General features: G+C 73.0%; 14 protein-coding genes and 1 pseudogene. 11 read left to right on the top strand and 4 right to left on the bottom strand.

What is annotated here, in order from left to right:
• The first annotated feature begins 118 nt into the window (after window positions 1-118).
• The 7 genes and pseudogenes from GA0070623_RS06530 to GA0070623_RS30850 all read left to right on the top strand — a co-directional run.
• Window positions 119-1,063, top strand: a complete 945-nt coding sequence (locus tag GA0070623_RS06530; RefSeq protein WP_067315140.1) for an alpha/beta fold hydrolase — start codon at window positions 119-121, stop codon at window positions 1,061-1,063.
• A gap of 4 nt (window positions 1,064-1,067) precedes the next feature.
• Complete coding sequence (locus tag GA0070623_RS06525) at window positions 1,068-2,300, top strand: sensor histidine kinase (protein WP_157517661.1); 1,233 nt, start codon at window positions 1,068-1,070, stop codon at window positions 2,298-2,300.
• Window positions 2,297-2,899: a response regulator transcription factor gene (locus GA0070623_RS06520; protein ID WP_067315145.1), complete on the top strand. Its 603-nt coding sequence runs from the start codon at window positions 2,297-2,299 to the stop codon at window positions 2,897-2,899. The genes GA0070623_RS06525 and GA0070623_RS06520 overlap by 4 nt, the downstream gene beginning before the upstream one ends.
• Window positions 2,900-3,033: 134 nt before the next feature.
• The gene (locus GA0070623_RS06515; protein WP_231932695.1) at window positions 3,034-3,507 is read left to right on the top strand and encodes a hypothetical protein; all 474 of its coding nucleotides are present in this window, start codon (window positions 3,034-3,036) and stop codon (window positions 3,505-3,507) included.
• Window positions 3,508-3,947: 440 nt separating this feature from the next.
• On the top strand, window positions 3,948-5,159 hold the full coding sequence (locus GA0070623_RS06510; RefSeq protein WP_067315150.1) for a helix-turn-helix domain-containing protein: 1,212 nt from the start codon (window positions 3,948-3,950) through the stop codon (window positions 5,157-5,159).
• 190 nt (window positions 5,160-5,349) lie between these two features.
• A complete protein-coding gene (locus GA0070623_RS30855) occupies window positions 5,350-5,517 on the top strand; it encodes a hypothetical protein (RefSeq protein WP_231932694.1) in 168 nt (55 codons plus the stop codon).
• 4 nt (window positions 5,518-5,521) lie between these two features.
• A pseudogene (locus GA0070623_RS30850) lies at window positions 5,522-5,638 on the top strand (helix-turn-helix domain-containing protein); the annotation flags it as partial.
• 185 nt (window positions 5,639-5,823) lie between these two features.
• Here the strand turns inward: GA0070623_RS30850 and GA0070623_RS30845 are convergent.
• Window positions 5,824-6,108, bottom strand: coding sequence for a hypothetical protein (locus GA0070623_RS30845; RefSeq protein ID WP_231932884.1), 285 nt, complete (start codon window positions 6,106-6,108; stop codon window positions 5,824-5,826).
• A gap of 141 nt (window positions 6,109-6,249) precedes the next feature.
• Between GA0070623_RS30845 and GA0070623_RS30840 the strand changes: the two genes are divergently transcribed.
• Window positions 6,250-6,708, top strand: coding sequence for a hypothetical protein (locus GA0070623_RS30840; protein ID WP_231932883.1), 459 nt, complete (start codon window positions 6,250-6,252; stop codon window positions 6,706-6,708).
• A gap of 612 nt (window positions 6,709-7,320) precedes the next feature.
• Here GA0070623_RS30840 and GA0070623_RS06495 read toward each other — a convergent pair.
• A complete protein-coding gene (locus tag GA0070623_RS06495; RefSeq protein WP_089003944.1) occupies window positions 7,321-8,349 on the bottom strand; it encodes an aldo/keto reductase in 1,029 nt (342 codons plus the stop codon).
• 186 nt (window positions 8,350-8,535) lie between these two features.
• On the opposite strand from GA0070623_RS06495, the gene GA0070623_RS30545 reads away from it, so the two are divergent.
• The 3 genes from GA0070623_RS30545 (at window position 8,536) to GA0070623_RS06485 (ending at window position 10,363) form a co-directional block, all read left to right on the top strand.
• Window positions 8,536-8,985, top strand: a complete 450-nt coding sequence (locus tag GA0070623_RS30545) for a VOC family protein (RefSeq protein ID WP_168222467.1) — start codon at window positions 8,536-8,538, stop codon at window positions 8,983-8,985.
• Complete coding sequence (locus GA0070623_RS30540) at window positions 8,973-9,425, top strand: nuclear transport factor 2 family protein (protein ID WP_067315532.1); 453 nt, start codon at window positions 8,973-8,975, stop codon at window positions 9,423-9,425. Before GA0070623_RS30545 ends, GA0070623_RS30540 begins: the two co-directional genes overlap by 13 nt.
• A 182-nt stretch (window positions 9,426-9,607) precedes the next feature.
• Window positions 9,608-10,363 carry an IclR family transcriptional regulator gene (locus tag GA0070623_RS06485; protein ID WP_172898370.1) on the top strand — a complete coding sequence of 252 codons (756 nt, stop codon included), beginning with the start codon at window positions 9,608-9,610 and terminating at the stop codon, window positions 10,361-10,363.
• Between the two features lie 61 nt (window positions 10,364-10,424).
• Here GA0070623_RS06485 and GA0070623_RS06480 read toward each other — a convergent pair whose 3' ends face one another.
• Together GA0070623_RS06480 and GA0070623_RS06475 are read right to left on the bottom strand one after the other, a co-directional pair.
• The gene (locus GA0070623_RS06480; RefSeq protein ID WP_172898369.1) at window positions 10,425-11,252 is read right to left on the bottom strand and encodes an IclR family transcriptional regulator; all 828 of its coding nucleotides are present in this window, start codon (window positions 11,250-11,252) and stop codon (window positions 10,425-10,427) included.
• Window positions 11,253-11,301: 49 nt separating this feature from the next.
• Entirely contained in the window at window positions 11,302-12,636 is a 1,335-nt protein-coding gene (locus GA0070623_RS06475) for a hypothetical protein (protein ID WP_089003943.1), read from the bottom strand.
• Window positions 12,637-12,727: the final 91 nt, after the last annotated feature.

Genomic DNA, 12,727 nt, shown 5'->3' with positions numbered 1-12,727 from the left:
TTTTTGTCACGACCGGTCGTGACAGCCGGACACTTACCCCGCCCCTCGCGCGGTTGATTGGCTGGTCATGCAGCACCGGAGCGATCCGGACGCACCGCCGATCCGAAATGAGAACCCCATGCGTAGACCCGTGCGAGTCGTGCTCACCACCGTCGGTGTCCTGGTCGCCCTGCCGGTGCTCCTGCTCGCGACCACCGCCGTGGTGAACGTCGTGGCGACGAAGTCGGAAGCCTCCTCGATCAGCCGGTACGGGCAACTCGTGCCGGTGGACGGCAGGCGGATGAACGTGGTGGTCGCGGGTAGCGGTGCCGAGACGATCGTGCTCCTGCCCGGCCTCGGCACCGCCGCCCCCGCGCTCGACTTCCAGCCGCTGATCGCGCAGTTGGAGAGCACCTACCGGGTCGTCGCGGTCGAACCGTTCGGCACCGGCCTGAGCGACCCCGCCGACACCGACCGCACCGCCGCGAACATCACCCGGGAGGTGCACGAGGCGCTCCGGCACCTCGGCATCGACCGGTACGTGCTGATGGGCCACTCGATCGCCGGGATCTACGCGCTGACCTACGCCGCCAGCTACGCCGACGAACTCGTCGCCTTCGTCGGCATCGACAGCAGCGTCCCCGACCAACCCGGCTGGGACGACCCGATCCCGACCGGGGTGATCGTCGGCCTCAGCCGGCTGGGCGTCACCCGCGCGCTCGCCGCGATCGCCGACGACCCCTACGCGGGCCTGCCCTACGACGAGCGGACCCGGGAACAGCTGAGGCTGCTCACCGCGCGGAACGCGGCGGCCCCGACGATGGTGAACGAGATGGAGTACGCCTCGGCGAACTTCGCCGCTGTCAGCGGGAAGACCTTCCCCAGGGAGCTGCCGGTGCTGCTGTTCGTCCGCTCAGACGATCATGACGTGCCGGGTTGGGTCGCGCTGCACGAGCGGCAGGCGGCGAGCGTCGAGGACGGCCGGGTCGTCCTCCTGGCGGGCGACCACTACCTGCACCACACCCGGTCGGCGGAGATCGCGCAGCAGACCAGGGCGTTCCTGACGCCGCTGTCGCTACGCTGAGCCGGTGACGGACGCCGGCCAGGGTGCCCCACGGGTGACCGCCGACCTCCGGGCGATGCGCCTGTTCACGGTGTTCTCCCTGGGGCTGGGGATGCTCATCGGCGGCCTGGTGCAGGTGCTGCTCGGCGTGGGCACGGTCACCGGGGCGCGGGCGGTCACCCTCCTGGTCACGACGGTCGCCGCCGTCCTGGTCGGCCTGGCCACGATCCCCCTGCTGCTGCACGGCCCCGACGAGGTGTCGCCCCGCCATCCGCTCGTCCCGGTGCTGCTGGCGTTGTCCGGCGCGGTCTGGGTGCTGGCCGTCGTGCCGCCGTTCGCCGGCTGGGGGTGGGCGTTCACCCTGGCGATGGCGGGCGGGGTGCTCAGTTGCCTGGTCCGGGGCCGGTGGCGGGCGGCGGTGATCCTCGGCTGCTGGGCGGTGATCGGCCTCGGCGGGCTGACCGGCGTGCTGACCCCGTCGCGCGTCGGGACGCCGCCCGACACGGCCGCCGACGCCATCGTGCTCAGCACCCTCGCGGTGTTCACGCTGCTGCCGCTGAGCGCGGTCTGGGTGCTCCAGGTGGTGCTGCGCCTGGAACACGCCCGCCGGCTCGCGTCCGACCTGGCGGTGGCGCGGGAACGGCTCCGGTTCGCCACCGACCTGCACGACATCCAGGGCCACAACCTCCAGGTGATCGCGTTGAAGAGTGAACTGGCGGAACGCCTGCTGCCCGGCCAGCCCGAGCGGGCCGGCCGGGAGATCGCCGAGATCCGCCGGATCGCACGGGTGGCCCTCGACGACACCCGCGCCGTGGTGAACGACTACCGCACCGTCACCGTCGCGGCGGAGGCGCGCAACGCGGCGGCGGTGCTGCGCTCCGCCGGCATCCGCTGCACGGCGCGCATCGGGACACCGGACCTGCCGGTGGCCCTCGGCGCGGTGTTCGCCGTCGCGATCAGGGAGGCGGTGACGAACGTGCTGCGGCACAGCCAAGCGACCGAGGCCACCATCGACCTCGTCCACGTCGCGGCCGAGTACCGGCTGACCGTCACCAACGACGCCGCAGCCGCGCCGCGCCGGGGCGGAACGGGCCTGGCCGGTCTCGCCGGGCGGGTCGCGGCCCAGCGCGGGACGGTCGAGACCACCCGCGAGGGGGACACCTTCACGCTGGTCGTCCGCATTCCCGCGCCGGACACCGACCCGCCCGGAGCACAGGAGCCTGCCTCCCCGAGGAGACGACGGAGGACCCGACGGTGATCCGGATCGTGATCGCCGACGACGAGGAACTCATCCGGGGCGCGCTCGTGGCGCTGCTCTCCCTGGAGGCCGACATCGAGGTCGTCGCGGACGTCGCCGACGGCGAGGCCGCGGTCGCGGCGGCCGTCGCCCACCGCCCCGACCTGACCCTGCTCGACCTTGAGATGCCCGGACTCGACGGGGTCGACGCGGCCCGCCGCCTGCTGCGGCTCGTCCCGACGCGGGTCGTCATCGTCACCCGACACGCCCGACCGGGGACGTTGAAGCGGGCGCTGAGCGCCGGGGTACACGGCTTCGTGCCGAAGTCCACCCCGGCGTCGGAGCTGGCCAGGATCATCCGGTCGGTCGCCGCCGGGGAGCGCTACATCGACGCCCGCCTCGCCGCGTCGGCGCTCACCGAGCAGGAGAGCCCGCTGACGGCCCGGGAGACCGACGTGCTGCGACTGACCCGGGACGGCCTGCCCACCAAGGAGATCGCACGGCAGCTCGGCCTGGCCCACGGCACCGCCCGCAACCACATCTCGTCCGCGATGACCAAACTGGACGTCGATTCGCGTACGGCCGCCGCCACGATCGCCTGGGAACAGGGCTGGATCTGAGCACCCGTCGCCCGATCCCTGCCGATCCATCGAGACAGGGCGGTGCGATGGCGCTCGGGAAGGGCCGCCATACAATCACGGTAAGGCGGAGCGCCAGGCCGAGACTCCGACACCGGCGTGAGGGAGGGGTCAGGATGTTCGGCAGGATGTTTGGCGCGATGATCGGCAGGATCATCGGTTCGACGAACAACCTCAGCGGTCAGGTGGACCAGCTCAGGCCCGACCTGAGTCGGGAATCGCTGGGGGTCGGGCCTGACTTCCCCGGGATCGCCCCGAACCCGCTGATGAGCAGCGAGGCGCGGAAGCGCAACGCGGAACTGCGTTCGGGGGCGCTCGCGCTCGGCGTTCTCGTCGACTGGCGGGAGGTGAACAGCAACCCTCGCGTGGTCCTGATGTTCGACGTGGAGACCGCCGACGGCATCTCGTTCCGCGGTGTCGCAGACGAAGGCCTCACGATCACCGAGCTCACCCGACTCGCCCCGGGGCAGACGTTGCCCGTGCGCTACCGGCCGGCCGTCATGGACCACTACGTCGCCCTTGCCCGGGACGTGGACCCCGCCCGGGTGCGGCAGCTCGCTGACGAGATCGCGCGCCGCAAGCGGACCTGATCCGAAGCCACGGGGCGTTCTTCAGCTGGCTTTGTGCTGGTGGGGGCGGGTTCAGGTGCCCCGACAGATCTTCTCCGCAGCGGATACCTTGTCACGGAGAACGTGGCCAGAACCGAGTTACCGGAGCTGCCAGCGTCTTCCGGAATCGCTGCACCCGGACATGCTGAAGTCGTTGTCGAGGCTGTCCGGCTCTGGCCCAGACTCATGTCCATCCGGGGCCACTTGACGTGGTGAAGTTGCCGCTGGTATGCCCCCGCTGGGCAGCACCAACCCGAGATGTCGTCGCTTTCCTGTTCCTGTAGACCTCACCCCGGTCTACACAGTCACCAGAAGAGGGGTTATGCGGTGGCGGAACGGTCGGTAGCGTTGGCGTGACGGCGGCCGGTGGGCCGGTGGGCCGGTGGGCCGTTGGTGCATCCCGTACTGACGAGGAGGTCGGGGTGGATTCCTTGCCGGAGTTGACGTTCGGGCAGCGGCTAAAGGTCTACCGGGAGCGTTCCGGGAAGACCCGCGCGGTGCTGGGTGGACTGGTCGGCCGCAGCGCCGAGTGGGTCAAGGCGGTGGAGACCGATCGCATCCTGCCGCCACGCATCCACATGTTGGACCGGATCGCGCGTGCCCTCAAGGTCGACGTCTCCGTCCTCGCTGGCGAGCTGGGCAACCGGTCGGCGGTGGTCAACGGTCCCGAGCACCCGGCGCTGGCGTCGGTGCGGGACGCGGTCAACCGCTTCGCGATCCCCCGGGATGCTCCGCCCGAATCGTTGTCCAGCCTCTGTGAGCGGCTTGCGGCGGCGTGGCGGGCGCGTCACCAGGCATCGGACCACCGGACGGTGCTGGGGACGTTGCTGCCCGGGCTGCTGCGGGATGTGCAGCACGCCGCGTTGGAGTACGAGGGCACGGAGCGGCGACAGGCCCAGGCGTTGTTGGCCGAGACACTCGGGGCGGTGCAGATGTTCCTGGCCTACCAGCCCGCCGCCGAGCTGATCTGGCGGGTTGCGGATCGGGCGATGGTGGCGGCACAGGAGTCGGGCGACCCCGAGGCCATCGCCCGCGCGGGGTGGTTCCTGGGGCAGGTGCACCGCGACACCGGCGACTGGGACACCGCGATGGCGGTGACGTTGGATGTGCTGTCGGCTCTGGAGTCCCGGGCGACCGAGGGAGGAGCGGGTCTGCTGGCGTTGTGGGGGGCACTGAACTTCGAGGCCGCGTACACCGCCGCCCGGGCGGGAGAGGAGGGCCGGGCGTGGCGGTACTGGGACCGTGCGGACCGGGCCGCGCAAAGACTGCCGTCGGGCTTCTACCAGCCACAGACGTCGTTCTCCCGGGTCATCATGGGCGCTCATGCGGTGACCGTGGCGGTGGAGTTGCAGAAGTCCGGCGAAGCGGTGCGACAGGCGCGTCGCCACGAGGCGGCGGCGATTCCGTCGAGGCCACGCCGGGCGCGGCATCTGATCGAGGTGGCGCGGGCGCACTACGGAAAGGGCGACAAGGAGGCTGTCGTAGCGATGCTCCGGCAGGCGTACGAGTCGGCCCCGGAGACGATCCGTTTCAACGGGTACGCCCGACAGATCACCCTGGATCTGCTCCACGGTCCACGGTCCACCCGCGACGAGGCCCGCGACCTCGCGGTGAAGGTCGGCCTCGTCCCGTGAACCGGGGGTAGAAACCCTACCCATTCCTCGTGGTCACCGTACGTAACGTCTTCCGCACGGGATGCGGCGGGCGGTGCGACGTCGCCTGGTCGCCGCGTCCCCCTCAGCACGGGGTCGAACGATGCCCCGTGATCCGGCGCGGCGGCACCTTCCGAGCACACCGTCGCGCCCTTTTCCGAAGGGGACGCAGATGGATAGCACGGACAGGGGTCGGGGTGGAAGCCGGGGTGAGGAGATCCAGGCGGCGGAGCGGGAGGCGGCGCGGCAGCGGCTGCTCGCGCAGGCCGAGGCGGAGCGGATACCGGTGGAGGAGACGACCCGGGCGCTGCCGGATCGGCGGTGGCGTGGTGGACGGTAGCGAGATGCTGCCGGTGGGGCGGCGGGTGGCGTACTGGCGGGGGCGGCGCAGGCTGTCGCAGCAGGTGTTCGCCGACCGGCTGGGCAAGTCGAAGAGCTGGGTGGACAAGGTGGAGCGGGGTGTCCGCACCCTGGACAAGGTGTCCACCCTCCAGGACATCGCCGGAGTGTTGCGGATCGACACGAGCGTGCTGCTCGGTCGGGACGTCCCGCCGGCCGAGGTGAGCGGGCAGGTCGAGGGGGTGGGGCGGGTCCGGGAGGCGCTCTCGACGTACGACGTCGTGGTGGGTCGGCCGGCAGCGCCGGGTCAGGCATTGTCGGCGGATCGGCTGGCGCGGGAGGTCAGCCTCGCCTGGTCCACGTTCCAGCACGCCCGGTATCCGCCGCTGACCGGGATGCTCCCGGGCCTGGTGGTCGCCGCGCAGCGGGTCCACGCGGACGATCCGGTGGCGGGGCGGTCGGTGCTGGTGCAGACGTACCGGCTCACCGCGTCGTTGCTGGTCAAGCTCGGTGAGCTGGATCTGGCGTGGTTGGCCGCCGACCGGGCGATGTCGACCGCTACCGGTGACGCGGTGTTGGTGGCCACCGTCACCGTGCAACTCGGCCAGGTGCTGCGTGCCTCGGGGCGGGCGCGGATGGCCAGGTCGACGGCGCTTGCTGCCGCGTACCGGATGGCCCGCCCGACCTCGACGACGCGCCCGCTGCGGAGCTGTCGCTGTGCGGGACGCTGGTGGTGCAGGCGGCATTGGCCGCCGCCCGGGACGGCGACGACCACACCACGGCCGAGCTGCTCGACGAGGCCGCCGGCATGGCCGCCCGGGTCGGTGACGGCCATGACCACCACCGGACCGCGTTCGGGCCGGTCGCGGTGGACCTGGCGCGGGTCGCCGCCGCCCTCGACCTGGGCGACGCCGGTGCGGCGGTGGTGTGGCACGAGAAGACAGTCGCCCGTGACGGCTGGCGGTGGCTACCCGCCGAACATCGCGCCGCGCACCTGCTCGACGCCGCCCGCGCCTACCTGCACGTCGGCGACCCGGGCAACGCCGCCCGCGCCCTGCTCGCCGCCGAGCGCACCGCCCCCGACGAGGTACGCCACCGGCCCGCCGCCCGTGCGGTCCTCACCCAGGTAGCCCACGACCCACACGCCCCCGCCACGATCGTCCAACTCGCCGCCGCCCTCACGGTGAGTTGAGCATGACCGCGCCGTTCCTGTCCCTGGCCCAGATCCGCAACCGCCTCACCCTCCAGGCCCGCCACGCCCTCCGCGACCACCGCGACAGCCCACATCCCGCTACTCGCGATCCGCTCCCCGCCTCCGCTCCCCGCACCCCGCGCGCTGCCTCCGCAACCCGCACCCCGCGCGCTGCCTCCGCAACCCGCACCCCGCGCGCTGCCTCCGCAACCCGCGCCCCGCGCGCTGCCTCCGCAACCCGCACCCCACGCCGCGCTGCCACTCCCGGCGACCCACTCACCGCCTCCGACACCCGCTGCCCGCTCTGCGGTGCCGTCGCCGGCCGGCAAGATCGTGCTACTTCCTGGTTGTAGTGGCCTCCGGGCGCAGCGAGGCCACTACAACCATGTTCGAGCGTGATCTTGGGAGGTGGACCGCGCCGGACGTCCGCCGGAAGCCGCCGGTACCGGCACGGGCGACGGCACCGGCGACGCGACCGGGGCCGGCGGCGTCAGGGGTCGGCGGCGTCAGGGGCGGCGGCGCAGGGTGGGGTCGGCGGCGTCAGGGGCGGCGGCGCACAGGGTGGGGGCGGCGGTGTCAGGGGCGGCGGCGCACAGGGTGGGGGCGGCGGTGTCAGGGGCGGCGGCGGAGGGTGGGGTCGGTCAGGGCGGGCACCCGGTAGCCGGCGTCGGCCGGGTTGACGTCGTGGCCCGGCTGGACCAACGCGTCGATCCGGTCCAGCACGTCGGCCGGCAGCCCGGCCGGCTCCCCGGCGGGTAGCTGGCTGCGGAGCTGGGCGAGGGTGCGTGGCCCGATGATGGCGCTGGTCACCGCCGGGTGGCTCAGCACGAAACCGAGCGCCAGCTCGATCAGCGTCAGGCCGCTCTCGTCGGCGAGCGTGGCCAGCTCGTCGACCAGGGCGAGCTTGCGGTCCCGGGCGGCGGCGTCGCGGAAGTCGAAGTGGTCGCCGTTGCGCCCGGCGCGGGAGTCGGCGGGTACAGCCGTCGACCGGTACTTGCCGGTCAGCCAGCCGCCGTTGAGCGGGCTGAACACCAGCACGCCGAGCCGGTACCGCTCGCTGGTGGGCAGGACGGCGGCCTCGACGCCCCGGGTCAGGATCGAGTAGCCGAGCTGTTCGGTGGTGAAGCGTTCCCGGTGCCGGCGCTCGGCCGTCCACTGCGCCTCGACGATCTGCTCGGCGGGAAACGCCGAGGTGCCGATCATCCGGACCTTGCCCTCCCGGACCAGGTCGGTCAGCGCGCCGAGGGTCTCGTCGACGTCGGTCAGCGGGTCGGGGCGGTGCACCTGGTAGAGGTCGATCCAGTCGGTGCCCAGCCGGCGCAGGCTGCCCTCCACCGCCTGCCGGATCCAGCGACGGGAGTTGCCCCGCCGGTTGCGGTCGTCCCCCATCGGCTCGTGGAACTTGGTGGCCAGCACCACGTCGTCGCGCCGGCCACGCAGCGCCCGGCCGAGGATCTCCTCGGACTCGCCGTGGGCGTACACGTCGGCGGTGTCGACCAGGTTGATCCCGGCGTCGAGCGCCTCGCCGACGATCCGGTGGCACTCCTGCTCGTCGGTGTTGCCCCAGGCGCCGAACATCATCGTGCCCAGGCAGAGGGTGCTGACCTCGACCCCGGTCCCGCCCAGTCTGCGGTACTGCATGATCCGATCGTCCTCCCGTACGCGGTGTGTCCCCACGCTGACACGGCGACCGGCCGCCGGCACCGTCCCGGCGCGTCGAAGCCGGCGGGCCGGCTTTGTGTCCCCGGCACATCGACCCGCCGACCGAACAGTGAATAGGCTGGTGAACGCGATAGCGATGGACATTTCGGTACGGTGGAGGTAACAGTGGCGACCGGTCTGACCCAAGCCCGATGGACGCACGTGGCGTTGCCCACCGGCGACCTCGACAAGGCGATCTCCTTCTACACCACGCTCACCCCGCTGGTGGTCGTGGAGCGGTTCGCCGACGCCGACGGGGAGAGCGTCTGGCTCTCCAACGACAAGCAGGTCGAGACCCCGTTCGTGCTGGTGCTCGTCTCCTTCAACAAGGACAAGGGCGGCCAGCTCGGCCTGCTGCACCCGTTCGCGCACATCGGCATCGAGGTGCCGCAGCGGTCGGACGTCGACGAGATCGCCGGGCGGGCCCGCGAGCTGGGCTGCCTGCACTGGGAGCCGCGGCAGATGCCGCCGCCGGTCGGCTACATCTGCGCGCTGAAGGACCCCGACGGCAACGTCATCGAGATCTCCCACGACCAGCAGGTCTTCGACACCGTGCGGCGTCGGTGGGGGAGCTGACCGCAGCGTCCACCCGCGCCGCCGTCCAGCGGTACCTGGCGGCGTTGAACGCCCACGACGCCGACGCCGTCGCCGGCTGCGTCAGCGCCGACTTCGTCAACGAGCACACCGCCGCCCTCGGCCGGACGGTGGTCGGCCGGTCCCGGTACCGGGCCCGGCTCGACGGTTTCCTGGCCGAGTTCGTCGACCTGCGGTACGAGGTGGAGGAGCTGCTCGCCGACGGTGACCGGGCGGCGGTGGCGTACCGGATGTCGTTCCGGTTGGCCTCCGCCGGCCGGGCACCGGTACGTATCCGCGGCGTGTTCCGGTTCCGGGTCGACCCGGACGGCCTGATCGCCCACCGGGTCGACTACTGGGACAGCGGTGAGGTCCACCGTCAGCTCGCCGACGCCACCGGTCCGCCGCCCGTCCCCGGTTCGGGGGCGGGCGGCCCGGCGTGACCCGGCCCCGGCGTCGGGTCCGCCGGCAGGTCTGAGAGATCTTGGTGGGAAAGTGCCCCCTGGGGGCTGTTTCCCACCAAGATCGCCGGGGCATCCGCGGTGGGGTGGTGTCCGTGTCGCCGGATGCGGTCCGCGCTCGGTAGAGTTCGCCTTTCGGCGGACGGCGAGTGCGAGGTGACGTGGTGACGGGCGGAGTCGACGAGCCGGCCGGTGACGCGCCGGCGATCCAGACCGTGCAGCGGGCCGCCACCATCCTCCAGGCGTTCTCCGTCGAGCGGCCCCGGCTCACCCTGGCCGAGCTGACCGCCGACCTGGCGATCAGCCGGGCCACCGCGCACCGGTACGCCCGCGCGCTGCGCGCGGCCAACCTGCTGCGCTTCGACGTGGCCACCGCCACCTACACGCTGGGTCCGCAGATCCTGGCGATGGAGGCCGCCGCCCGCGCGGCGCTGCCCATCGTCACCGCCGCCGAGCCCCACCTCGACCGGCTCACCCGGGTGACCAACCAGACCTCGGTGCTCAGCGTGTGGAACGGCGAGGCCCCCACGGTGGTCCGCTGCATGGACAACACCAGCGGTGACGTGCGGTTGAGTGTGCGTACCGGGTCGCCGTTGGATCTGCTGCGCTCGGCGCAGGGCCGGGTGTTCTGCGCCTACCTGTCGCCCGGCGAGGCGCCTGCGGTGGCCCGCCAGCTGCGGCTGTCGGCGGGGCTGCGGGCGGTCGTCGAGCAGGTCCGCCGGGACGGTTACGCGGTCAACTCCCCGGAGGATTTCGGGGTACGGGTGCTCGCCGCGCCGGTGTTCGAGCGCAGCCAGGTGGTCGCCGCGCTGGCGGTGCTGGGCACCAGCACGGCGCTGTCCGGCGCGGTGGAAATCGCCGCGGCGGACAGCCTGCGGCTGGTGGCCCGGGAGTTGTCCGAGGCGCTCGGCGCGAGCTGACGCGGGCGGGGCACACCGGGCCGGCTACCCGGCCGGCGCGGGGTAGGGCCGCTGCGGCAGGTCAGCGGCTGCCGTTGCCGCCGGCCGGCGGGTGCTGGCCGTTGCCGTGCGGGTGGTGGCCGTTGCTGCTGCCCAGCTCGGCGGTCACCACGGCGGCGGCGCGTTGCAGGGCGATGGCGAGCGTGCTGTCGGTGCCCTCGGGGACCGAGGTGGTGGTGCCGACGATGGCCATCGCGGCGATCAGGGTGCTGCCCCGGAAGATCGGCGCGGCGATGCTGCGGACCCCGTTGGCCGAGGGCGTGTTGGCCGAGATGCCGGTACGCCGGATCTTGTCGACCTCCCGGCGCAGCTCGGCGGAGGCCGCGATCTCGTCGGCCAGCCCCGGCACGTCGGCTTCGGGGAGGAAGGCGCAGAACACCCGGCCCTGGGCGGACTCGGTGCGCGACAGCCGGGAGCCGGTGCGAACACTGACCCGGATGACCCGGTCGGTGTTGTCGTCGGCGCGGACCACCACGGCGGTGTCGCCGTCCCAGACGCTGAGCACGACGGTCTCGTCGATCTCGCGGACCAGTTGCTGCATGCGCGGGCCGGCGATGCTGATCACCGGCATCGCCGCGCGGGCGGCGGCGGAGAGGGTGAGGATCTGCGGCCCGAGCGAGTAGAGTCCCTCCCGCTCGTCGTAGCGCAGCAGGTTGCTCTCCCGCAGCGCTTTGGTGTAGCGGTGCGCGGTGGCCTTGCTGGTGCCGAGGCTGGCGGTGAGTTCGTTGAGGCTCAGGCGCGGACGGGCCGCGGTGAACGCGTTCAGGATGACCGCCGCGCGCTGCACGGTCTGGATCGCCGGTGAGCTGGGGTCAGCGCTCTTGACCGGCGAAGGGGCATCGTCCGCCATCTGGATTCCTTTGTGCGCAGAGTGAGACAGTATCATGGCATATGACACCTCAGCCTGTCGATGCCTGCTGGTGCCGCAGGGCGATGTCGGCGTACAGCCGGGCGAAACGCACCAGTTCCGCCATCGCGTACCGCTCCCGGCGCGGGTCGGCCGGGTCGGGTGGCAACGCCGGGGGGCCGAGCCGGACGGTGGGCACCCCCCGGCCGCGGAGCACCACCCCGTCGGTCGACCCGGTCCAGCCGCGTAGCGGGGTAGGCGGTCGCCCGTGGGCGGTGCGCCACGCGGCGTCGGCGTGCCGGCAGATCGCGGCGTCGGGCGCGGTGGCGGCCGACGGGTGGACCGGGTGACCGGCCACGGCCAGCCCGCAGCCGGCCAGCGGCGTGTCCCGCAGCCGCCGGGCCAGCATCGCCCGTAGCGCGTCGGTGATCTCCGCCGGGTCGTCGCCGGGCACGGTGGTCAGGTAGAGGTGGAGGTCCACCGCCCCGGGCAGCAGGTCGGGTTTGCCCGGCTGGCCGGCGCGGACCGCCCCGAGGCCCAGCTCGGGGCCGACCAGGGCGTCCGGGTCGGTGCGGCGGGCCAGGTGGGCGCGGCGGAAGTCCTCCAGCGCCTCGACGACCACCCCGAGGTGGGCGAGCAGCCCGCCGGGGGGCGTGGCGGTGTCCCGGAACAGCGCCGGATGGAAGCCGCTGGACAGCCGTACCCGCAGGAACATCGCCCCGGGCTCGGCGGTGAGGATGCCCGGCGGGCTGGTCTTGGCCACGATCGCGGCGGCCGGCGGCGGCCGGTCGCGCAGGTGATGGAGTACGCCGCCGGTGGTGGGGGCCGGCGCGACGCCGTCGTCCGGCCCGGCGTCGGGGTCGTGCCGGTGGGTGCCGGTGGCGGCGAGCAGCAGGGTCAGCCGGTGCGGGCGGCCGGCGGCCCGGCAGGCCTCGGCCGCGGCGGCGTAGCCGACCAGGGCGGCGGCCGCCGCCGCCCGCGCCACCCCGAGGCCGGAGCCGCTGACCACCTCGCCGTCGGGTCCGGGCAGGTCCAGCGCCGGGGCGGGGGTACGCCGGCCGGTGATCGGGGCGTCGAAGTCCGCCGCGTCGGTCAGCGAGGTGTCCAGGTGTGAGTAGATCAGCAGCTCGGGGTGCCCACCCCGGCTGGATCCGCCGACGAGGTTGGCGCTGTCCGGCGTGGCCGCCGTGCGCGGGAGCGGGTCGACCCGCCAGGACAGCGCCGGCCACCGGGCGGCGGCCCAGTCGGCGACCCGGTGCGCGGTGGCCCGCTCGCGGCCGTACGGGCTCGGCTGCGCGGCGAGCGCGGCCAGGGCGTCGAGCAGGGTTGCCGGGTCGATCGCCTGGTCGGCGGCGTGGCGCAGGGTCGCCGGTACCTCGTCGGCCATTCGCGCTCCTCGGTCTGCTTGACTTCATTCAAGATGACGTCTCGTATGTTGACATACTCCGCGCCAAGTCTCTAGCGTGGCCTCACACCAA

This window comes from Micromonospora rifamycinica, assembly GCF_900090265.1.
In the GTDB taxonomy this organism is placed as follows: Bacteria; Actinomycetota; Actinomycetes; order Mycobacteriales; family Micromonosporaceae; genus Micromonospora; species Micromonospora rifamycinica.
The sequence above is the reverse complement of the archived record's forward strand: the minus strand, read 5'-3'. Positions and strand labels throughout refer to the sequence as shown.

Bases quoted from the DNA above. Each gene is read 5' to 3' on its own strand.
- GA0070623_RS06530 (WP_067315140.1), top strand. From the start codon at position 119: ATGCGTAGACCCGTGCGAGTCGTGCTCACCACCGTCGGTGTCCTGGTC.
- GA0070623_RS06515 (WP_231932695.1), top strand. From the start codon at position 3,034: ATGTTCGGCAGGATGTTTGGCGCGATGATCGGCAGGATCATCGGTTCG.
- GA0070623_RS30855 (WP_231932694.1), top strand. From the start codon at position 5,350: ATGGATAGCACGGACAGGGGTCGGGGTGGAAGCCGGGGTGAGGAGATC.
- GA0070623_RS06495 (WP_089003944.1), bottom strand. From the start codon at position 8,349: ATGCAGTACCGCAGACTGGGCGGGACCGGGGTCGAGGTCAGCACCCTC.
- GA0070623_RS06480 (WP_172898369.1), bottom strand. From the start codon at position 11,252: ATGGCGGACGATGCCCCTTCGCCGGTCAAGAGCGCTGACCCCAGCTCA.
- GA0070623_RS06475 (WP_089003943.1), bottom strand. From the start codon at position 12,636: ATGGCCGACGAGGTACCGGCGACCCTGCGCCACGCCGCCGACCAGGCG.